The sequence below is a fragment of the Acinetobacter sp. WCHA45 genome, from assembly GCF_002165255.2.
Lineage (GTDB): Bacteria > Pseudomonadota > Gammaproteobacteria > Pseudomonadales > Moraxellaceae > Acinetobacter.
The window spans coordinates 1,924,611-1,946,506 of record NZ_CP028561.1 but is presented as its reverse complement, the minus strand read 5'-3'; the positions used below and the strand labels follow the sequence as shown (position 1 = coordinate 1,946,506).

Here is a 21,896-nt window from a genome sequence, read left to right as displayed (position 1 = left end):
GATTCTTTCATCCTTGAGCAAATCTGTGAGAAATTCTAATTGGATGGTATGTAGTTTACAGTGTGAAACGGATTGAGACTATAAAGGATAGGTCATTTTATTGACCTATCAGTTTTATACTATTTAATTCGATGTGGGCTTGAGTGAAAATAACCTTTGGCGTTAAAGCTTTAAAAATATGGCGAATAGAAGCGCATCAGATCAAGATTTTTTGGCTTGCTTAAATAAAGAATATTTCCATAATGTTGTCATTCGGATTTTCAAAGTAGTTTGCTCTTGTCTTCTTTAGAAATTATTGCCGTTATTATTAGTGTGATCGGTGTTGCGCTCACGATAAAACGGAATATGTGGTGTTGGTGGTTTAATTTTTTGGCATTTATTTTATATGCTTACTTTTTTTTCACCTTTAAATTATACGGCGAAACGATTTTACAATTCTTATTTATGCTGATTAATTTCTATGGTTTTTATTATTGGCTGAAAGGTAAACGCCAAGACCATGAGATTCGGATCGAACCAATTGCAGCCAAAATGGTATTGATGCAAATGTGTTTAGCAGCAATCGGTGGATTATTGTTTGGTTTAACGCTTAAACATTTTACCGATGCTGCTGTACCGTTATTAGATGCCCAACTCGCTGCTTTTAGTTTACTGGCAACCTATTGGACAAGTCGTAAACATATCGCAACTTGGGTACTTTGGGTATTTGTTGATATTGTCTATGTCGGTATGTTTATTTATAAAGAATTATTTTTAACCGCAGGATTGTATGCCGCTTTTGTGTTGTTGGCTGCATATGGTTGGTGGCAATGGGAACAAGTCAAACACAAGCAACTTGCGAATTCGATAGGTTTCTATCCAAATCGATAAGCTGCTTCGTTGATTGAGTCAAATTTCTAACAGGATTTAAATGATGGGCATTCTCTAGATTAAATTTTTAAGACTTATTTTGCCAATAAGGCCAATTTACTTCAGGCGTAAAACGATAATCACGATCTAACCAATAAGATTGCGGTGAAGCAGTTTTATTTTTAAGACCCATGATATGCATTAAATTGTTATCAAGTTCTGCTGTATTAAGCATTTTTTCTTTATTGACACCCGTGACTTGCATATTGTCATGCCAAATAATCACAGGAACTTGGTATCCGGCTTTTGTATTCGGGCTGTGACCAGCATAGTCAATTTCATGACCAACTTCATTTCCGTGATCTGAAACGACCATAAAAGATCTAAAGTCAGAATTATTATCAGCCTTTAGATCATCTAAAAATCTAGCAAGCAACGAGTCTTCATATAATACTGCATTATCATAATCATTGCGTAGTGAACGAACCCAAGGATCAATATTACGATTCTTGAGGTCGAGTTCGACAGCATCATTACTGTCTCCAGTAAATTTATTAAACGCTAATGGGTAACGTTCTTGGTAATTTGGATGTGCGCCAATCAAATGAAGAATAATCAGTTTTTTAGGATATGGATCTGCAAGGGCTTGTTGATAAACGGGAATAAGCTTTTCATCTAATGAATGACTACTTCTTCCTGATCGTGTATTTTTATAAACAGCCGTATCTGCATAAGAACCAAATAATGAAGATAAATAACTATCATCTTGATTGCTTAACCAATAAAGCTTATAGCCTGCTGCGCGAGCGTAAGCTAAAACGCTTTCCGAAGAATATTGATCATGCGCAGATGCAGGACTTTCAGTCAATAAAACACGTAGCGCGTTGATCGTTGAAGGTGACGGTGAAAATGCATTACAAAAGATTTTTAACTCATCAAGTTTTTTTGCTAATTCTGGAGTCGTCTCGCGTTGATAACCACAAACACCTAAATTTAAACTTGTTAAGCTCTCTGAGAGAACTAACACATGTGTTTGTTTCTCATCCTGTTTTTTTGTTAGAGTTAAATTTTGCTTTGCACTGATGTCCCATTGTCGGTGTACATTTTGATGTTGCTTAATTCTATTTTTAAAATCCTGAAGTTTTGTTTGATAGTCTGACCAAAAAATGATGGGATGAACTTTACGTGATGGCTTCATTAAATAGCTTGTTATTGTTAATAAAACAAGTAAAACGATACAACTACGATAAATTCGACTCTGCCACATCTGATCAAGATGGTGAGCTTTAATTAGTTTGAAAGTAGAAATACTGTAAAGAATAAGCAAGCAAAGTAGACTAAAAATCACACTTAAGATTGTGCTTAAGTGTAGTTGTATGAATTCCCACGTTTCCTGCTGACTGGTATTGGCAATAGCTTCAATAATAAAATAGGCTTCATTATCACTATCAAATAAAAACCACGTACTCGAACGCAGTAGTACATCAAGCCAAGTCGCAAACCACCATAAAACTGTAAGTCCATACCAATATTTTTTTTGTGTTTTAATGGCAAGCCAAATTAAACCTACACCTGGCAAAGAAAGAAATCCCAGTCTTAAACCATCAGACAAATTGCCAGCAATACTGAGTAACCCCCCAGTAATTAATGCGGGCAATAGAATTAGGAGCAGAATATTAAAATGTTTAAAATTGGCCTTCATATATGCCTAGAAAAATAAGGGAGCAACAGGGAGCGTGCTACTATCGGTTTAAGTGAGTGGAGTGTCAATCTAAAATTAAGAAGTATTTGATTGGATAGTAAATTAAATTTTTAACCTGATTTGTTTTCGATGAAATATGCTGATGATCAATAAAAAACTCATTATTTCTCCGTAATTTTCGCTTTTTGCAATGATATGTTAATAAGGATGGTGTTTCCTTGAAAGCTCGGTAATGATCGTAGATTGAAAGTCCCTCTATTTTCCTATCTTTTTGTTGAAAAAATTGACTGTTTCCACGATGGAATGAGCAGCCATGCTATCTAAATTTTTTATTGAGCGTCCAATTTTCGCAGGTGTGCTTGCCATTATTGTTATGGCATTAGGAATACTGGCAATTCTGAATTTGCCAGTTGAACGTTATCCTGATATTGCTCCACCGAAAATTACAGTATCGACCAACTATAGTGGTGCTGATGCCAAAACAGTTGAACAAAGTGTAACTCAAGTTTTAGAGCAGCAAATCCAAGGGCTTGATCATTTACTGTACTTTAGTTCAACCAGCGATGCAGCTGGTCGTAGCCGTATTACGATTAGTTTTGAAAATGGCACAAATCCCGATACAGCACAGGTTCAAGTACAAAATAAAATTAGTGGCGTGATACGCCGTCTCCCAGATGCGGTACAACGGCAGGGAGTAAATGTCACTAAGTCCTTGGGTGATACCTTTATGGTGATTGGACTGTATGACAGTACAGGGCAAGCAAATAATATTGCATTGTCTGATTATCTATCTACACATGTCCTTGATAATTTAAATCGGATTGATGGCGTCGGTGAAACAGATGTGTTTGGATCGCAGTATGCAATGCGAATCTGGCTAGATCCAAATAAATTGACTCAATATAATTTAATTCCAAATGATGTCGTTACCGCGATTACTACTCAAAATACACAGGTGGCAGCAGGTGCGATCGGAGATTTGCCTGTTGTTCAAGGTCAATACTTGAATGCAAAAGTAACAGCAGGTTCTCGCTTAAAGTCCATTCAAGACTTTGAACAAATTATTGTGAAATCAGATGTATCTGGAAGTTTTGTTCAATTAAAAGATATTGCTCGGATTGAATTAGGGGCAGAAAATTATCAATCATTTAATACGATCAATGGTTATCCAGCTGCAGGTCTTGGTATTTCTTTATCTTCTGGTGCCAACGCAATTCAAACATCTAAACTTATTCATCAGACTTTAGATGAACTCTCTAGCAAGCTTCCAACAGGGTATAAGATTGTTTATCCAAGAGATAATACTCCCTTTGTGCAAGAATCTATTAAAGAGGTAATTAAAACACTTGTCGAAGCAATTGGTTTAGTTATTTTAGTCATGTTCCTTTTTCTTCAAAGTTGGCGTGCGACGCTTATTCCAAGTATTACTGTACCGATCGTGATTTTAGGGACTTTTGCCGTACTTGAATTACTTGGATTTAGTATTAATACTTTAACTCTCTTTGCATTGGTACTTGCGATTGGTTTGTTGGTTGATGATGCAATTGTTGTAGTGGAAAATGTTGAACGGCTTATGCATGAGCAGCATTTGTCACCCAAACAAGCAGCCGTTGAATCTATGCAAGAAATTAGTGGTGCATTGATTGGAATTACCATGGTGTTAACAGCCGTTTTTATTCCAATGTCATTTTTTGCTGGTTCTATCGGGGTTATCTATCGTCAGTTTTCAATCACTTTGGTTGCTGCGATGGTCTTATCTTTAGTAGTGGCTTTGGTGCTTACACCCGCTTTATGTGCTTTGATTTTAAAGCCAAACCATCAACCTAAGTCATGGGCGATTCGGTTCAATAACGGGATAGACACACTTAAAAATAAGTATTTATCTCTAGTGCAAACCATGCTTCGTTATAAAATCTCTGTATCTGTGATTTTTATTGCATTAATTGCCGTATTTGCTTTGTTCTATAGCAGTCTGCAAAGTAGTTTTTTACCAAAAGAAGACCAAGGGATATTAAGTGTTCAATTTAAATTAGTGGATAGTGCGCCACTTTCAAAAAGTCAGGAGGTCGGTGAGGCAATTCGTCAGTATTTTCTTCAGAGTGAAAAAGCAAATGTCAATTTAGTGCTTATTCGTTACGGACGAAATAATTCTGGAACGGGGCAAAATCTTGGACAAGGCTTTGTTTCATTAAATCATTGGGACAACCGTACTGGGAAGAAAAACTCTGCTGAAGCTATTCGAAAGAGAGCACTTAAATATTTTAGCCAATTTCCCGATGCACAGATCAATGTGACGTTGCCTGCTTCGGTAAATGGATTAGGCGCAACAGATGGAATGGATTTATGGATTCAGGATATTAATGGGCAAGGTGAGCAATTCCTCGATCAAAGTTTTAAACAGTTGCAACAGTTGGGACAAAAATATTCCAGTTTTGAAAACTTAGATAAACAATCCACTGATAGTAAAGCTACTTTGAATGTGAAGATTGACCATAAGCAAGCGATGGCAAATGGTTTAAATCTAAATGAAATTAATAGTACTTTGTCGACCGCATGGGGTGGGACATATGTGAATGACTTTATTGACCGTGGTCGAATTAAACAAGTTATTTTACAAGGTGATGCACCATTCCGTTCTAAGCCTGAAGACTTATATAGCTGGTCAGTACGCAATAATCAAAATCAAATGGTACCTTTTAGTTCATTTTCAACGACATCATGGGGAGGGACACCAAGCATTGTGCAACGCTATATGGGATACAGTGCTTTGCAATTACAAGCTAACGTTGTCAATGGTCAATCTTCAGGCCAAGCCATGAAAGATATTGAACAGTTGGTGGGTCAACAAGAAGGCTTAGGTTTACTATGGACTGGGCTTTCTTATCAAGAGCAGCAATCGACTAATCAAGCAATTTGGCTATATTTAATTTCCATTGCATTTATTTTTCTATGTTTAGCCGCGTTGTATGAAAGTCTGCGTATTCCTATGGCTGTGATGACCGCAATTCCTTTAGGGATTGGCGGTAGTATTATTTTTGCCCATATTTTTGCTTTACCAAATGATGTTTACTTTCAGATCGCTTTACTTACAACAATTGGCTTATCCTGTAAAAATGCAATTTTGATTGTTGAATTTGCAGCGATGGCCCAAACACAAGGAAAAAATGCCATTCAAGCAGCGCTACAAGGTGCAGGGCTGCGTTTGCGTCCTATTCTAATGACTTCTTTTGCATTTGGCGCAGGAGTTATTCCACTGGTATTTGCATTTGGAGCAGGGGCTGTAAGCCGTCAAGAAATTGGTATCAGTGTTTTAGGTGGTGTGATATTCGGGACAATATTGGTACTGATATTTATTCCATTTATGTTTGTACTGGTTGCCAGTATGTTCCAGCCTAAACATAAACTGGAAACCACTGAATAAGACAATCTTTAAAATTCAGTGCAAATGAATGATCAGGTCTATGAGTTAAGCTCATAGACCTGAATTATTAATTGCTTCAATGATTTTATTCTGATTGATAATAATAATTGTACCGACAAAGCCTAAAAACTACTTTATTCTCAAGCATAAACAACGTTTTTAGGTTGAGTGAATGACTGCTCCAACAGAACAAAAAAAATTAACTCAGCAGCAAGCGATTGCTGTTGAACGTGATTTAGCAAAATTTGCCAATACCATGGACAGTTTGGTTCGAATTCCTTTTACCAAACAGGGAGTCGGGGCAGATGCTGCATTGAGTACCATGCCGTTTGCGGGCGATATCGCAGGTTTTATTTTAACACTATATGCTTTTAAAAAAGCCAGAGAAGTGGGCGTACCACAGCATAAATTGAAAGGTGTGGTTAAACTGGCAATTATGGATATGTTGGTGGGTTTTGTACCAATTGTCGGTACCTTATTTGACGTATTTATTCGTCCAAGTCGCAAGACACTGGAAATCGTACATGATCATATCCGTGAGGAATATCAAGTGCACAGTGATATTCATGTGGTGCATCCATTCTTGCATGAATCCCTAGAACAAAAGCAGAAAACTTCAGCTTTCTGGCGTAATCCGATCGTAAGTTGGATTTGGTTACGTATCCCAGATTTATTGGGTATTGCCGTACTGATTTTATTGGTTGTTGCAGTTTGGGCAGGTTTTAGTTATCTGTGGCAGTTTTATCAATCTTTTCAAACTCACTAGATTTTAAGCAAAAATAAAGCCTCCATAACGGAGGCTTTATCATTTATCTGATACTGATTATTGAACATTTAATTGCTGTAAAGCGGCAACACGTTGTTCAATGGTTGGGTGCGTTTGGAATAAAGCCGCTAAGCTAAAGCCTTGTTCCTTACCTTCCGCAATTGCAAATGCTTTCATTTCTTTTGGCATTTGATCTGGCATTTCTGATTCTGCCTGTAAACGAAGTAGAGCAGAAATCATTGCTTGTTTGCCTGCTAAACGTGCACCAGCTTCGTCTGCGCGATATTCACGTTGACGAGAGAACCACATTACAATCGCAGAGGCCAAAATACCAAATACGATGTCGAGTACAATCGTAATAGCAAAATAAGCAAGACCAGGTGCTTCACCATCTTCACGACCGAACACATTACGGTCAATAAAGTCACCTGCAATACGTGCGAAGAACATCACGAAGGCGTTCACTACACCTTGAATCAATGCAAGGGTCACCATGTCGCCGTTGGCAACGTGACCGATTTCGTGCGCAAGTACAGCACGAAGTTCATCTTTGTTCATACGCTCAAGTAAGCCTGTCGAAACAGAGACTAAAGCATCATTTTTATTCCAACCTGTCGCAAATGCATTGGACTGGTAAGAAGGGAAAATACCAACTTCAGGCATTTTAATACCTGCACGTTGGGAAAGTTGTGCCACTTCTTGTAGTAACCAAGCTTCTGCTTGACTACGAGGAGCATTTGGGTCAATTAATTCAGTTCCAGTGGTTTTTTTCGCCATCCACTTCGACATGAATAAGGAAATTAAAGAACCCACCATACCAAAGACAAAACAGACGACTAAAAGGTTGCCTAGATTCAAGCCACCCGCGCCATGGTAACTACCGACACCGAAGAGTGACAAGATAATGCCAGCTACAACCAGTACCGCGAGGTTGGTCAGCAAGAACAAACCAATCCGCATCATTGAGAAAATCCTCTTATAAATAAAAACTGATCTGATTTATAAATTATAAATCATAACGCTAATATGCAGGGCGAACCCTAAAAATTCAAGCAAAAAATGAGCGTAGATACATTAAGCTAATAAAAGAATAGAAGTGTTTTAAGAAGGCGAAAACGACTAATTTATTTGAAAAAAACAAATAAAATCATGATGTGAGAATAAGTGATTTCTTTGTTTAATCACTTACTCGGATTCGTGCAGATGCAGTTGCATTGGCTGTGGTATATGTGCCTGGTGCATCTGTAAAAGTACCATCGGCCAATGTGATAATTTGACGACTATATTGTTTAGGTGCGGACACAGCTTCTGAATTTGAAGATGTATAATTTGCCGATTGAGCAATCACTTGAGTATTTGCATTATTAGAACTCGAAGTTGAACTTAGACTTGATGAATAGAGATTTTGAAAACGACTTGTGACACGACGGACATAATCTTGTGTTTCACGAAATGGCGGTATTCCACCATATTTATCAATATTACCTTCACCAGCATTATAAGCAGCAATAGCAAGTTGCGTATTGCCATTAAAACGTTTTAACAACCAACTTAGATATCTCGCACCACCAAAAATATTTTGTTGAGGGTCGTAAGCATTACTCACGTTAAAACGCCGTGCAGTTGCAGGCATCAGTTGCATTAATCCTTGAGCACCGACAGGGGATCGCGCATTAATATTAAAACCTGACTCAGTATGCATAACGGCTTTAATAAGACCTTCTGAAACGCCATGCTGTTGCGCTGCTTGACGGATCATCTGATCAAAAGCATTTTTATTACGACTATAACTTGGTAGAACAGAGGCTTCACTTGCGCCCCAGTTACTATAGCTGTGAATATTGCTATCAGCATAATAGGTCGCTTTAATCACTTTTAGGTGATTGTATTCAGCTTTCTTTTTATTGGTAAGTAAAGTTGTACCATTATCATCTTTAAATTGATAAATGGTTTGACCAGCATAACTAGATACTGTCGTATTTAAAAAACCGATTGTCCCCAAAAAAAGAACGAAAATATATTTTGTTTTGTCCATCATTATAATATTCACAAAAGATGAGCATGGAGTTGTTCACAGTAGTGTAACAAAAAAAAGCATAAAAAAAACTTTAGCTACAATTTTTTTATTTCCGCTCTCTTACAAAAAGCAAGTCGTTTTGTGCGAATGTTCAGCAAAAAAATTAAATTATTTTTTTTAAAATCTAAGTCTTGACATATTTAAATCATTGTTTTTATTAACTAAAAAACACTGATTAAAAAATGATCAATTTGATTGTAAGCCTTGTTCTCACATAAAAATACTTTGTCAATAGCGAAGAAATCCACAATTTTATCCACAGCTTTTGTGGAAAACTGTGGAAAAGTTTGAAATATAAGCAATCCAGACCGTTTTGACATAATTTGGTCAGAATTTTACCAGTATGAAACTGAAATATGACGATTGCACGAAATTGAAAAATTCTTTAGGTGCGCATCTTTTCGGAATCGGATAAAATCTTGCGGTATTTTTGTTTATGAGTAAATCACGTCTATGTACGCGCCAGTGGAGTCCAACCAAGGATTTAATTTTAAGCCTGAGCTTCCGACGAGTTCGGCATATTATCGCCTGTTGAAAAAGCTTCGTCGTCAAGTAGGGCATGCAATTCGTGATTACAACATGATCGAAGATGGCGACAAGGTCATGGTCTGTGTGTCTGGTGGTAAAGACAGTTACACGTTGCTTGATATTTTATTGCAGTTTAAACGTATCGCGCCGATTAACTTTGATGTTGTGGCGGTGAATCTTGATCAAAAACAACCAGGGTTTCCTGAAGATGTTTTACCACGTTATATGGAAGAAAATAACATTCCCTATTACATTCTTGAAAAAGACACTTATACGATTACTAAACGCCTAACGCCTGAAGGTAAAACCTACTGTGCGGTATGTTCACGCCTACGCCGTGGTTCGTTATATGGCTTCGCACAAGAAATCGGTGCAACCAAAGTTGCATTAGGTCATCATCGCGATGACATTATGGCGACTTTCTTTTTAAATCTATTCCATGGCGGTAGCTTAAAGGCAATGCCACCAAAACTTCTTTCTTCAGATAAAAAGAATATCTTGATTCGTCCTTTGGCTTATGTCGAAGAAAAAGACATTATTAAATATGCTGATCTACGAAAGTTCCCAATCATTCCATGTAACTTATGTGGTTCACAAGAAAACTTACAACGTGCAATTATTAATGACATGCTACGTGAATGGGATAAACAACATCCAAAACGTTTACATAGCATCTTTGGTGCCTTACAGAATGTATCGCCTTCACAATTGGCTGACCGTGAATTGTTTGATTTCGAAGCCTTAGATGGGCAACGTGAATTTGATATGAAAGACCCTGAAGAGATGAAAAATCGTCTTGATGTGGTGAACTTGAGTTTCGCTGCTGAATAAAATGTAAAACTTTTTGAAAAGGCACTTATTTAAGTGTCTTTTTTTTATAAAAAAGAGCTAAAAAGTGAATTCTTCGTACAAAAAGCCATAGCCTAAAATAAAAATTACGTGCTATAACAGGGCACAAGCAAATTGCTTCATTTAATGTTATCTGGATAGATGACACAAGAAATTGAACAAATATATTTGAGGAATAATCATGGCTGCATTTTTAACTGATGATTGGTTTGCAACTGTTGAAAAACTTACTGCTGAAGCGGGTGATTTAAATTTACCACCAGCACTTGCGAATTTAGCGATTAACTTAGTTGTAACAGATGCGGCTGGTAATACCGAATTGGCCTTAGATGCTGGTAAAATCCAAAAAGGTTTGTCTGCAAATGCTAAAACAACTTTAAATATGGATGCGGAAACTTTACGTAAAGTATTCTTAGAGTTTGATATGGCTGCTGCTATGCAAGCGTTTATGACTGGTAAAATCAAAGTACAAGGCGATATGTCTCAACTGATGGCTTTACAAACGGCGAAGCCAAGCCAAGAACAAAAAGATTTATTCAAGAAAGTACTTGAGCAAACTGCTTAAGTCCTTTTCTCATAAAAGAGCTTACCGAGAGGTAAGCTTTTTTATTTTCAACTTAGACATCAATACGACTGTTGGTCTTTAAATGTTCTAAGTAAGTTCGAATACGTGTCACGTATTGAACTGCTTGTTTATATCGACCATTTCGCGCTTGGTTACGCTGTAAATAATCATATAAATTTACCCATTGATTTGGGTTTTTCCCTTGGGTTTTGATTCGGTTTTGAATCTGATTGACTGCACCTGGTCCCATGTTATAGGCGACCAAAGCATACCAATTACGGTCTGGATAAGGGACATTCGAAAATTGATCTAGCATTAGATCAAAATATTTCGCACCACCTTGAATACTTTGTATCGGATCAGATCGGTTGCTCACACCCATTGCTTGAGCGGTGCTATTGGTCAACATCATCAAACCGCGTACACCAGTGGGAGAAACCGATGTGGGTTTAAGATAAGACTCTTGATAGCCAATAGCAGCGAGCAAATGCCAATCTAAATTATACTTAGACGCACTTTGTTTAAAGCTTGCTTTATAAATTGGCAAACGCTGGTTCAGGTCTTTTTGAATCGTAGACCATGCTTCAGGTTTAACCACATTGCGATTATAAAAGGAAGCTAGTTGTTGGGTTGTACCAAGCTGTTTGCTTTGACAAACAAATCCACTTGCAGTGAGCGTTAACGGATCATCAGCTTGCTTAAGTACCCAATTGAGTTGAGGATTTAATCCATTTTTACTTAAAGTAGCTTGATCACCACAACTTGCAGAAAAAGAGACAAGTTGTTTACTTTCAATGGCTGCTAAATTTGCAGTTGTCATAGCAAGATTAGCTTTACCTTGAGCAATCCATTTTAACGCAGTTGCATTATCAGGAACCGTTTTAAAATCGAGTTTGACATTTAAACTCTGTGCATAATTTCGTGCTAAATCATAGCCAAAACCATGCAAAAATTGCCCGTCTTTAAAGACAGTTGTCGGGTTTTCAACAGCAACTACCGTTAATGTATTGGTGGTTACAACTGTCTTGTATTGATGTGATTTTTCTGCGTTCAAACTATTAAAGGGAAGGATTGCAATTCCTAATACCATCGTTTGAAATGAAAGTTTAGAAGATAAAGAGTTAAGGCTAGGCCTCGACCCAGAATTTGAATTACTGTGCATGTTGTCTCCGCTACAGGTAATTTATGCCCAAAAAGTTCAGCAAAACAAAGCCTTAACTTTTAAAAGTTGATAAATTCAATAAGGGTGGGCAAGTCATGACGCCATTCAAAATGACATAGGATTAATGGGAGAAATGATGTACGTGTTACACATCATTCACAAGGTGTACAAAAAACAAACAAAATCAACTTAGGGGCGCATATTAAGCGCCAAAAAAAGTATTGTCAAATTTTGATCAATAAAAAAATGAGAAATACCTCACAAATGCATGATTTGAAAAAGAATAAAATTTATACACTGTTGTCATGCTAAAATAAGGAATACAATGAAAAAACTTGTAAATGGATTGTTGTTGTAGCGTTTTTAAATATGAAATCGAACTTGATCACACGTAATGGACATGACTTGCTGGTTGCTGAATTAAAAAAACTATGGCATGACGAACGTCCAGAAATCACCAAAAAGGTAAACTGGGCCGCTAGTTTGGGAGATCGTTCAGAAAATGCAGATTATCAATATAATAAACAATTACTTAGGAAAATAGATCGTCGTGTTCGCTATTTGGGTAAGCGTTTAGAGGAGTTGAAAATTGTTGACTTTGTGCCTGAGCAGGAGGGAAAAGTTTATTTTGGTGCCTGGGTTGAAATCGAAAATGATGATGGTGAACAGAAAACCTTGCGTATCGTGGGGGTGGATGAAATCTACGACCATCATCCTCAGCATATCTCAATTGAATCTCCTATGGCGCGGGCACTGTTAAGTAAACAGGTGGATGATGAGGTGGAAGTCATTACTCCATTAGGAAAAAAAGTGTGGTATATCAACTCAATTTGCTATGAAAAATCTGAAAATGCTTAATTTTTTACTGTTTTGATTTTATTTTGAGCATTTGATTGATTATTTTGAATAAAAGATTTGCCAATTCTAATTTTTATTTATATGATAGCCGCCATTGGAAGCGTGGCAGAGCGGTTTAATGCACCGGTCTTGAAAACCGACGAGGGTGTGAGTCCTCCGTGAGTTCGAATCTCACCGCTTCCGCCAGATATTACAAAAAGCCCTTGTTATTACAAGGGCTTTTTTTTATCTGTGGTTTTATCCCTCAACCTATACCTCATCAAACTTTGGATTTAATTACATTTGATAGGCGTCTAGAGGACTACTTGGGAATTCGAAATTCCCAAGTTTGAAATTTCGTTGCTTGACTAGAAACTTGATTTAGTAATTGTTTTCAACTTATAGCAAAGTTGTGGTAAATGATGGTTTTATATGCTCTGATTCATAGTAGTAATGATTCAAAGGATAGAGCATATATTTAAAAAATACTTTCCATTCCTCGAAATTGACTTCATTAAAATTGTTACTTTTAGCGAATAGTTCAAAGTGTCTATTAAGCAAGTTATTGGCAAAGGTGATAAGTTGAATTGAATCTTTTTCGTATATATCGCGAAATTGACTTAAATCAATCTTGAAGTTAGCTTCTACATTTGGTTTAGCGTAAACAAGAATATTGACGTAACATTGGTCTGTCATTGTTCTTTGAATCCGACTTTGAATACATAAAATTTTATCTAAAACAATGTGATGAATGTGGTAGACAAATTTTTGATGTAATCGTTTCGCTGCTTGCTGTAGTAGTTTTATGTCACAGCCTATGACATTAATCTCACAGTAAATTTTAAAACTAATTCGTGAGACTAGTACTGAATTGTACTGTCTGAATAGCTGACCAAGATGACGAGTGCTTTCTTGGCTTAGTAACCAGTGTCTTTCTTTTTTCTGCTCTAATTTAACCCGATTGCATCCTATATAAAACGTAGATGTCTTATTACTTAATATGATCATTACTGATCAGAGAACTTTCTTGAGTTTGATAAATTCAGTTTGATTTAAGCTAATTCAGTTAACTTAAAAATACGCTAAAGCCGTACAAGTATAGTTACACCTTTCGCCACATTTCCAGATGTGGCTTTTTTTTAATCTGGTTAACTTTAATGATCCAATACTGTAAATATTCTGTTCCATTTACGATGGTTTGTTTAAGTCAAAAAATTTTGATCTCTGAGTAGCCTAAGCAAGGTTACATCCTAAAAAGACTGCTCTCGTATAAAACGAATTATATAAAATTGTAGATCAATCACTTATGTTTTAAGGGAGATTAAATTTCTCCCTTATTTAGATCATTTTCTTATACTACTTCATCTTAAAAAATCACAAATTTTTCATCTATAACATTTTAATATCATCCACATATTTAAATTGTGATAACAGATGATTGATCGTCATCTATTGCATGAATTTTTGAGTTTAATTCTAAAAAGTAAGGATGATTTTGTGATTCAGACAGCTCAATATCTCGATGGTGATATATCTAGAATTATTGAAATGGCTTGGGAAGACAGAACCCCATTTGAAGCGATCTCTCGTGAATATGGTTTGAATGAATCAGCTGTAATCCGACTTATGCGGCTTCATTTACAAACCAATAGTTTTAAGCTTTGGCGGAAGAGAGTAAGTGGACGTAAGACAAAACATTTGCAGTTGCGTTCGCCTGAAGTGTCTCGTGGTTATTGCTCACGCCAATACAAGCATCATTGATTAAGATCAGTGACAAATTAGAAGTTTTCGTTCATAACCAATTCTACAGTATAGATTTTATTTATATAGATCAATTGCATATCACTAAGGTAAAGTAATGTCTAATTTATCAATTGCTTATATTTTTCAACAACAGCAGCTTTTAGTGGATCAAGATTTCCAACTTCCTCAAGTCGAAAGATTGCATAACGATCTGGCGTTATCAAGTGATCATAAAGTGATTGCTCGAGATTTGTCTGAAAATGAAATCATTCCTGAAGGATTCGATTTTGTACCGATTCGCCAATTAGTACAGTTTTGGAATAAGACGCAATTTGAGCAAGCAAGTCGAGCTGTACAATTACTTGAATGGCGACGTAATCATCAGTTTTGTGGTCGATGTGGAACTAAAACCACCCAGAGCATTGAGCAGTTTGCGATGGTTTGTTCAAGTTGTGGCTATACACAATATCCAAAAGTGAATCCATGTGTCATTACGATTATTACACGCGGTGATGATGAAATTCTACTCGCAAAAAATGCACGAAATAAAACGCAAATGTATAGTTTAATCGCGGGTTTTGTTGAGGTAGGGGAAACATTAGAAGATGCCGTTCGACGTGAGACACTTGAAGAAGTAGGCCTACACATTAAAAATATAAAATATTTGGCAAGTCAACCTTGGCCATTTCCAAGCAATTTGATGGTTGCATTTAAAGCAGATTATCACGCGGGTGAAATTGAATTACAGCAAGATGAGCTTAGTGATGCTCAATTTTTTAAATTTGATCAACTTCCAGAAATCCCATTTAAAGGCAGTATTGCCTATGCCATGATCATGCACATCATTCATGGTACAGCAGTCGCCGATGATACGAGTGAATGGTTATAATCTTGTATTGATTCACTTAATAGCATTATTTGGGCGGATTAAGCCAATTTTATAATTCAGATATCCAAGTGTTTTATGCTAAATTTTGCATAAAATACTTTCCGATTAAACATGGAAATAATTAGAGTTGTATTTACTCATGAATTTATAATGAATGAAATTGAGAATGATTGCTTTTATTTGGTGTTAAATGATATTTATTTTTAGTTTTTGATATTTAAAATATTTTTTAAAAATTAATTTAAATTTAAGATCACTTTTATAATGTAATAGAATATTTTTATATATTTTGAAATATGAATTTTAATGTCGGGGTGGTATGAAAAATAAATATCCTTTTCCTGTAATGACAGTGCATTGGTTAACGTTTCTTCTTGTCGTAATTGCTTATATCACTGGCGGAGATCCAACAGTGCATCTAAAAAGTGGGGAACTGCATGTTTTTGCTGGAGTCTCAGTATTTCTGTTATTTTTCATTAGAATTATAATGATTTCTATTTATAAAAAAGATCTCCCACACAATAAGCCGATGAGTAAATATCAGAAAACATTATTTTTAATGGTGAAACATACACTTTATTCATTGTTATTTTTAATTCCTGTATTAGGTTGGTTTACTTTATCTGGATTAACCGAAAGTTATCAGTTATTTGGAATGAATTTACCTTTAATAAGTAATTCATGGGACGTAGAAATAATTGGTGAAACGCATGAGTTTCTTGGAAATTTTTTCATGGTGCTTATAGGTTTACATGCATTAGCTGCCTTAATTCATCATTATGTATTTAAAGATAATGTTCTGAAAAGCATGCTTTATTTTAAAAAATGAACCAAGAGCTTAAAAGATTATGATTGAATCAAATATTGATCTTGAGTCGAGAGCAAAAGCTGCTTCCAAATCAACGTGGATAAGTGTTGTTGTTAATATCTTTTTGTCGATTGGACAGATATTGATTGGTATTTTTTCAAAATCACAAGGTCTAGTTGCAGATGGTATCCACACTTTAAGTGATTTAGTTGCGGATTTTATTGTATTCGTGGCGAACCGTCATAGCCAAAAAGCACCTGACGACGCACATCCATATGGTTATCTTCGTTTTGAAAATGCAGCATCTTTTATACTTGGTCTGATCTTATTCATTGTTGGTGTTGGTATGTTATGGACGGCAACGCATAAGATACTTCATCCCGAACAAATTCCTAAAGTACATAGTATGGCGCTTTGGGTTGCAATAACAGCCTTGATCTGTAAAGAACTTTTGTTCCGCTATATGCTTGCTATTGCCAAAAAAGTAAAATCAAGTTTATTGATTGCAAATGCTTGGCATGCACGTTCAGATGCAGCATCTTCTTTTGTTGTTGCCTTAGGGATTTTAGGTAATCTCGCAGGATATCCAATTCTTGACCCAATCGCAGCCTTAATTGTCGGTTTAATGATTGCCAAAATGGGGTTTGAGTTTAGCTGGACTGGTTTACATGATTTGATGGACAAGTCAGCGAACGAAGATGAAATAGCTGCGATCAAAGCAACTTTGTTGAAGAAAGATGGGATATTGGGTCTACATCAACTGAGAACACGTAAAATGGGTGACATGATTATTGTCGATGTTCATTTGGAAGTCAGTGGCGAACAAAGTGTCAAAGAAGGACATAGAATTGCAGTAGAGGCGAGAAATGAAGTCCTTAAAAATCATAATGTCATTGATGTGGTCACTCATATTGATCCAATATAGTGAGGCATTGAGAAAAGGCATCAAGAATAAATTATATTCAAGATGCCTAGATTTGGATGCTGCAATCGAAGGGGCATTAATTGCTAAATATCGCAATGCAGGACAAACCTGTGTTTGTGTGAATCGCTTTCTTGTTCAAGAAGGAATTTACGAAAAATTCATTGCTGCATTAAGTGAAAAGGTCAATGCTTTTGCAATCGGCAATGGTTTGGATGTTGGGAGTGAAATTGGTCCATTAATTAATGCCAATGCAGTGAAAAAGGTTGAAGCTCACGTCGCTGATGCCTTAGCTAAAGCAGGTCGTTTGGTCGCTGGTGGTAAACGTCATAGTGCAGGTGAGTTATTCTATGAACCTACCATTATTGCTGATGTCACCGCTGAGATGGATGTGGCGACACAAGAAACATTTGGTCCATTGGCTGCTGTATTCAAGTTTGAAACTGAACAACAAGCCATTGAAATGGCAAATGCGACGGAATTTGGCTTAGCGGCGTATTGTTATACCAAAGATCTAGGACGTGCTTGGCGGATGAGTGAGCAGCTTGAATACGGTATGGTTGGAATCAATAAAGGCTTAATTTCCAATGAAGTCGCACCATTTGGTGGAATCAAACATTCGGGTTTAGGTCGTGAAGGTTCAAAATACGGGATTGAAGATTATCTTGAAATCAAATACACCTTATTTGGAGGATTGAATGCATGAGTAATGAAAAATTTGAAAAAGGCTTAGCCATTCGTAAACAAGTGTTAGGTGAAGCTTATGTCAATAATTCGATCAACAATACTGATGATTTTAACTTACCTTTACAAGAGTTAGTTACAGAGTATTGCTGGGGGGCAGTTTGGGGGCGAGAGGAACTGAGCAAGCCTGAACGAAGCTTAATCAATCTTGCCATGATTTCTGCGCTGAATCGTCCACATGAGTTGAAGCTGCATGTCAAAGGTGCTTTGCGTAATGGTGTACCTAAAGAAAAAATTCGTGAGGTGCTGCTACAAGTCGCAATTTATTGTGGTGTACCGGCAGCCGTAGATAGTTTCCAAATTGCTAAAGAAGCGATTCAGGAATATGAACAAGAAAATAACTAATTGAACGATTGAGCAAACATTACCCAGCTTATTGGTAATGTTTGCTTAAGTGATTTCATTTTGGCACTTCGCTCTTAAAGTGACATACCAATTGTTACGATTGTTTCGGTCAGGATGAATATAATTTAAACAGAGTATTTATTTTCTAAATAACCAATCAACTTTTATATACTGAGATATATGCAGCTTTATGTGTCTATTGGTGTAAATTATGCACTTCGTTTAAGGTGATTTTAATTCCATCTTGAGCAAAGAAAATTTGATATTTGATAGATCATCGAAAGAGTAAGGTATGCCCGCAAATCCTAGTAAAACCCAAAAACCTTTATATATTCCCTATGCTGGGAACGCTCTTTTAGAACTTCCACTCTTGAATAAAGGTTCAGCTTTTTCAACAGAAGAGCGTGAGCAGTTTAACTTGCATGGACTGATACCTAACAATATCGAAAACATTGAAGAACAAACGCAACGCTCTTATCAGCAGTACTTGTCATTTGACAATAACTTGAACAAGCATATTTATTTAAGAAATATTCAAGACACAAATGAAACTCTTTTTTATAATTTATTGAGTCAGCATTTAGATGAAATGCTACCTATCATTTATACACCAACCGTCGGCGAGGCTTGCCAGCGTTTTTCTGATATTTATCGTCGTCATCGTGGGATTTTCATCTCATATGCTGAACGTCAATACATCGATCAAATTATTCATAATGTAAATAAGAAAAATGTCAAAGTGATTGTCATTACCGATGGTGAGCGCATCCTTGGTTTAGGTGATCAGGGTATTGGCGGTATGGGAATTCCAATTGGGAAATTATCTCTATATACCGCATGTGGAGGTATTAGTCCTGCTTATACGTTACCGATTACGATAGATGTTGGTACCAATAATCAAGAATTACTCAACGATCCAATTTACATGGGATTGAAACAACCTCGAATCAGAGGGGAGCAATATTACCTATTTGTCGAACAGATTATTTCTGCTGTGCGTGAACGTTGGCCGAATGTGTTGATACAGTTTGAAGATTTTGCCCAAATTAATGCGATGCCATTGTTGACTCAGTATCGAGATAAAATTTGCTGCTTTAATGATGACATTCAAGGAACTGCAGCAGTTACAGTTGCCAGTCTAATTGCTGCATCAAGAGCACTTGGTAAACAACTTAAAGATCAAACCATTACTTTTGTTGGTGCTGGTTCAGCAGGATGTGGTATTGCTGAGCATATCGTTAGACAAATGATGGATGAAGGTTTGAGCGATCATGAAGCCCGTTCACGTATTTTCATGGTTGATCGCTTCGGTTTAATGACTGATCAACAGCCCAATTTACTCGACTTTCAACAAAAACTCGCAACACCTGTGAATACAATTTCAGAATGGGAATATTCAGGACAAGAGATTGCGCTACTTGATGTCGTAAAAAATGCGAAACCAAGTATTCTGATTGGTGTATCAGGGCAAGCAGGTCTGTTTAGTGAAGAAGTGATTAAAACTTTGGCTAAATATTATAAGCATCCGATTGTTTTGCCATTATCTAACCCGACTTCTCAAGTAGAAGCTCAGCCAAAAGATATTATTGAATGGACGCAAGGTGCTGCAATCGTTGCGACAGGTAGTCCTTTTGCACCAGTATATTTTCAAGGTAAAACTTATACGATTGCTCAGTGTAATAATTCTTATATTTTCCCAGGAATAGGCTTAGGTGTGATTGCATGTGGTGCAAATCATATTAGTGATGCAATGTTGATGGCTGCAAGCACAGCATTGGCAGATTGCTCACCGCGTTTAAAAAATCCAGCTGCAGATCTATTGCCAAATATTAATGACATTCATCAAGTCTCCAAATTTATTGCTTTTAAAGTTGCAAAAGCTGCGATGGCAGATGGATTAGCAGTACCCATGAGCAATGATGTGCTGAAAAATGTGATTGAAGATAATTTTTGGACACCTGAATATCGAAACTATCGCCGAGTTACTTTTTAATTGAGCCAGATCTAGTCTGATTGATGAAAGTAAATGTAATTCGGTAATCTAGAACAGAACAAAACCTGACTGATCTTGAATGATCTTTCAGGTTTTTAGCTTATTATTACTCTCATACAACTATCTGTTATATTTTTTTTATAAAATCTGTATCTACCTTTATCATCTGTATTCATTCAAAGTATAACGAGGTTGATATGAATGGGCTAAATATGAGTTTTTTTAAAAAGAAAAATAATGCGAGTTTCGTATTTTTTATTATCACACTCTATGCTTTTATCGGTTTTGGGTTAGGCTATATTATTTGGGAATATTTTCTTTAAAATCAGCTTAAAATCTGATTTATAGCACTGTTTAGCTATTCATTTAATACAGCAAATTTAAGCTTGGTAATCTGTTTCGCTACAATGATCACATCTACTGGATGCGGCTTGGATTATATTCATCCAGCCATTCAAAACAATGAATAATATTCATAGCTCTTCATTAGAATAAATCATTTTATTCATAGATTTTTGTTCTGTACTCTAAAAATAAGCCGTATTTAAAAAATTACATAAATGATGACTTGGGACGATGATCATCACATCTTCATCATTTGAAAGAATAAAGAGTGTTGGAATGAGAAAACTAGATTTTGCAATTATAGATCCGCATATCCATCAATGGGATCCATACCATACTCCACATTCTGCTGCCTTGTTGGTTAAAGCTTTGGGGAATTATCCCCGTGTGATGAATAAAGTTATTCGAGTCGTTAAACCGAAGCCACTTTTAGAAACGCTAGGATTAACTAAATATGCGTTGAGTCCTTATCTCCCTCAAAATTATCATGAAGATATGGGACATCATAGGATTGAAAGCGTAGTACATGTCGAAGCAAATTGGCATCATCATAAAGGCTTTGGTGTTGTCGAAGAAACCAAATGGATTCAACAATTAAATTTTAAAGACCAAAATTTAAAGCTAGGTGCAATTATCGCCACTGCTGATCCGCGAGATCGAAAATTTAAACAGATTTTAAAAGCACATCAAGATGCCAGCCCTCTATTTAGGGGGATTCGTAAAATGGCTTCTTGGCATGAGGATTCTGGTATTTATCGTTGGTGTGATCAAGCACATTTATATCAGTCTAAAAAATTCCTTAAAGGCTTTGAACAACTTGCCAAAATGGATTTATCTTTTGATGCGTGGACTTATTCAACACAAATTTCAGAAATTACAAAAATAGCGAAACAATTTCCTCAAACACCTATAGTCGTTGATCATTTGGCAACACCCGCAGGACTTTTTGGCCCTATTGGCAAAAAAACTGGTCAAACACCGTCACAACGTGCTGCTATTTTCCAGCAATGGCAGCATGATTTGGCAGTTTTAGCTGAGCAGAAAAATGTCTATGCCAAGATTTCGGGACTGATGATGCCCGTGTTGGGACACCGATTTTATCAACAATACCGTACTGCAACCGTCTATGAAATGGTGAATTTATTAACACCATTGATTCAGCATGCAATACAGGTATTTAGTCCAGATCGAATCATTTTTGCTTCAAATTTTCCTATGGATAAAGCAAATACAACGCTAAGCGATTTGATCCAAGCTTATATTGAAATGATCACACCTTATGGTGATCAAGCGATGTATTCCATTTTTAGACAAAACGCTGCCAATTTTTATCAATTAAATTAGAGTCATC

General features: G+C 36.4%; 18 protein-coding genes, 1 tRNA gene and 1 pseudogene. 16 read left to right on the top strand and 4 right to left on the bottom strand.

The genetic code is table 11. The features are described from left to right. Positions 1–276: 276 nt before the first annotated feature. Positions 277–870 carry a nicotinamide riboside transporter PnuC gene (gene pnuC / locus CDG55_RS10765; RefSeq protein WP_087537230.1) on the top strand — a complete coding sequence of 198 codons (594 nt, stop codon included), beginning with the start codon at positions 277–279 and terminating at the stop codon, positions 868–870. Positions 871–937: 67 nt separating this feature from the next. Here the strand turns inward: pnuC and CDG55_RS10760 are convergent, their stop codons facing one another. Next, positions 938–2,551 (bottom strand): phosphoethanolamine transferase, encoded by a 1,614-nt coding sequence (locus tag CDG55_RS10760; RefSeq protein ID WP_087537229.1) that lies wholly within the window; start codon positions 2,549–2,551, stop codon positions 938–940. 313 nt (positions 2,552–2,864) lie between these two features. On the opposite strand from CDG55_RS10760, the gene CDG55_RS10755 reads away from it, so the two are divergent. Both CDG55_RS10755 and CDG55_RS10750 read left to right on the top strand, forming a co-directional pair. After that, a complete protein-coding gene (locus tag CDG55_RS10755) occupies positions 2,865–5,972 on the top strand; it encodes a multidrug efflux RND transporter permease subunit (protein ID WP_087537228.1) in 3,108 nt (1,035 codons plus the stop codon). Positions 5,973–6,144: 172 nt separating this feature from the next. Then, a complete protein-coding gene (locus CDG55_RS10750) occupies positions 6,145–6,738 on the top strand; it encodes a DUF4112 domain-containing protein (RefSeq protein ID WP_087537227.1) in 594 nt (197 codons plus the stop codon). Between the two features lie 57 nt (positions 6,739–6,795). Here CDG55_RS10750 and htpX read toward each other — a convergent pair whose 3' ends face one another. Together htpX and CDG55_RS10740 are read right to left on the bottom strand one after the other, a co-directional pair. Continuing rightward, the gene (gene htpX, locus CDG55_RS10745) at positions 6,796–7,701 is read right to left on the bottom strand and encodes a protease HtpX (protein WP_004660837.1); all 906 of its coding nucleotides are present in this window, start codon (positions 7,699–7,701) and stop codon (positions 6,796–6,798) included. Positions 7,702–7,915: 214 nt separating this feature from the next. Continuing rightward, positions 7,916–8,776 carry a lytic transglycosylase domain-containing protein gene (locus CDG55_RS10740; RefSeq protein ID WP_087537226.1) on the bottom strand — a complete coding sequence of 287 codons (861 nt, stop codon included), beginning with the start codon at positions 8,774–8,776 and terminating at the stop codon, positions 7,916–7,918. A gap of 492 nt (positions 8,777–9,268) precedes the next feature. Here CDG55_RS10740 and ttcA point away from each other — a divergent pair, with 492 nt between their 5' ends. After that, positions 9,269–10,174 carry a tRNA 2-thiocytidine(32) synthetase TtcA gene (gene ttcA, locus CDG55_RS10735; RefSeq protein WP_004660841.1) on the top strand — a complete coding sequence of 302 codons (906 nt, stop codon included), beginning with the start codon at positions 9,269–9,271 and terminating at the stop codon, positions 10,172–10,174. Positions 10,175–10,373: 199 nt separating this feature from the next. Further along, entirely contained in the window at positions 10,374–10,757 is a 384-nt protein-coding gene (locus CDG55_RS10730; RefSeq protein ID WP_004660844.1) for an SCP2 sterol-binding domain-containing protein, read from the top strand. A 52-nt stretch (positions 10,758–10,809) separates the two neighbouring features. Here the strand turns inward: CDG55_RS10730 and CDG55_RS10725 are convergent, their stop codons facing one another. Beyond that, the gene (locus tag CDG55_RS10725) at positions 10,810–11,919 is read right to left on the bottom strand and encodes a transglycosylase SLT domain-containing protein (RefSeq protein WP_087537225.1); all 1,110 of its coding nucleotides are present in this window, start codon (positions 11,917–11,919) and stop codon (positions 10,810–10,812) included. A 369-nt stretch (positions 11,920–12,288) separates the two neighbouring features. Between CDG55_RS10725 and greB the strand changes: the two genes are divergently transcribed. The 11 genes and pseudogenes from greB to CDG55_RS10670 all read left to right on the top strand — a co-directional run bounded on the left by greB (position 12,289) and on the right by CDG55_RS10670 (position 21,889). Further along, the gene (gene greB, locus CDG55_RS10720) at positions 12,289–12,777 is read left to right on the top strand and encodes a transcription elongation factor GreB (protein WP_087537224.1); all 489 of its coding nucleotides are present in this window, start codon (positions 12,289–12,291) and stop codon (positions 12,775–12,777) included. A gap of 96 nt (positions 12,778–12,873) precedes the next feature. Beyond that, positions 12,874–12,963: transfer RNA gene (locus CDG55_RS10715), tRNA-Ser, on the top strand. Positions 12,964–14,304: 1,341 nt separating this feature from the next. Further along, positions 14,305–14,517: a TIGR03643 family protein gene (locus CDG55_RS10705; RefSeq protein ID WP_046738190.1), complete on the top strand. Its 213-nt coding sequence runs from the start codon at positions 14,305–14,307 to the stop codon at positions 14,515–14,517. Positions 14,518–14,614: 97 nt separating this feature from the next. Beyond that, positions 14,615–15,388 carry an NAD(+) diphosphatase gene (gene nudC, locus CDG55_RS10700; protein WP_087537222.1) on the top strand — a complete coding sequence of 258 codons (774 nt, stop codon included), beginning with the start codon at positions 14,615–14,617 and terminating at the stop codon, positions 15,386–15,388. 319 nt (positions 15,389–15,707) lie between these two features. Beyond that, a complete protein-coding gene (locus CDG55_RS10695; RefSeq protein WP_087537221.1) occupies positions 15,708–16,217 on the top strand; it encodes a cytochrome b in 510 nt (169 codons plus the stop codon). Between the two features lie 19 nt (positions 16,218–16,236). After that, on the top strand, positions 16,237–17,121 hold the full coding sequence (locus CDG55_RS10690) for a cation diffusion facilitator family transporter (RefSeq protein WP_087537220.1): 885 nt from the start codon (positions 16,237–16,239) through the stop codon (positions 17,119–17,121). A 49-nt stretch (positions 17,122–17,170) separates the two neighbouring features. Further along, a pseudogene (locus CDG55_RS10685) lies at positions 17,171–17,824 on the top strand (aldehyde dehydrogenase family protein); the annotation flags it as partial. Continuing rightward, on the top strand, positions 17,821–18,207 hold the full coding sequence (locus CDG55_RS10680) for a carboxymuconolactone decarboxylase family protein (RefSeq protein WP_087537219.1): 387 nt from the start codon (positions 17,821–17,823) through the stop codon (positions 18,205–18,207). The pseudogene CDG55_RS10685 and the gene CDG55_RS10680, both read left to right, overlap by 4 nt. A 292-nt stretch (positions 18,208–18,499) precedes the next feature. Further along, positions 18,500–20,200, top strand: a complete 1,701-nt coding sequence (locus CDG55_RS10675; protein ID WP_087537218.1) for an NAD-dependent malic enzyme — start codon at positions 18,500–18,502, stop codon at positions 20,198–20,200. Between the two features lie 212 nt (positions 20,201–20,412). After that, positions 20,413–20,523, top strand: a complete 111-nt coding sequence (locus CDG55_RS15280) for a hypothetical protein (RefSeq protein WP_087537217.1) — start codon at positions 20,413–20,415, stop codon at positions 20,521–20,523. Positions 20,524–20,821: 298 nt separating this feature from the next. Beyond that, entirely contained in the window at positions 20,822–21,889 is a 1,068-nt protein-coding gene (locus CDG55_RS10670) for an amidohydrolase family protein (RefSeq protein WP_087537216.1), read from the top strand. The last annotated feature ends 7 nt before the right edge of the window (positions 21,890–21,896 follow it).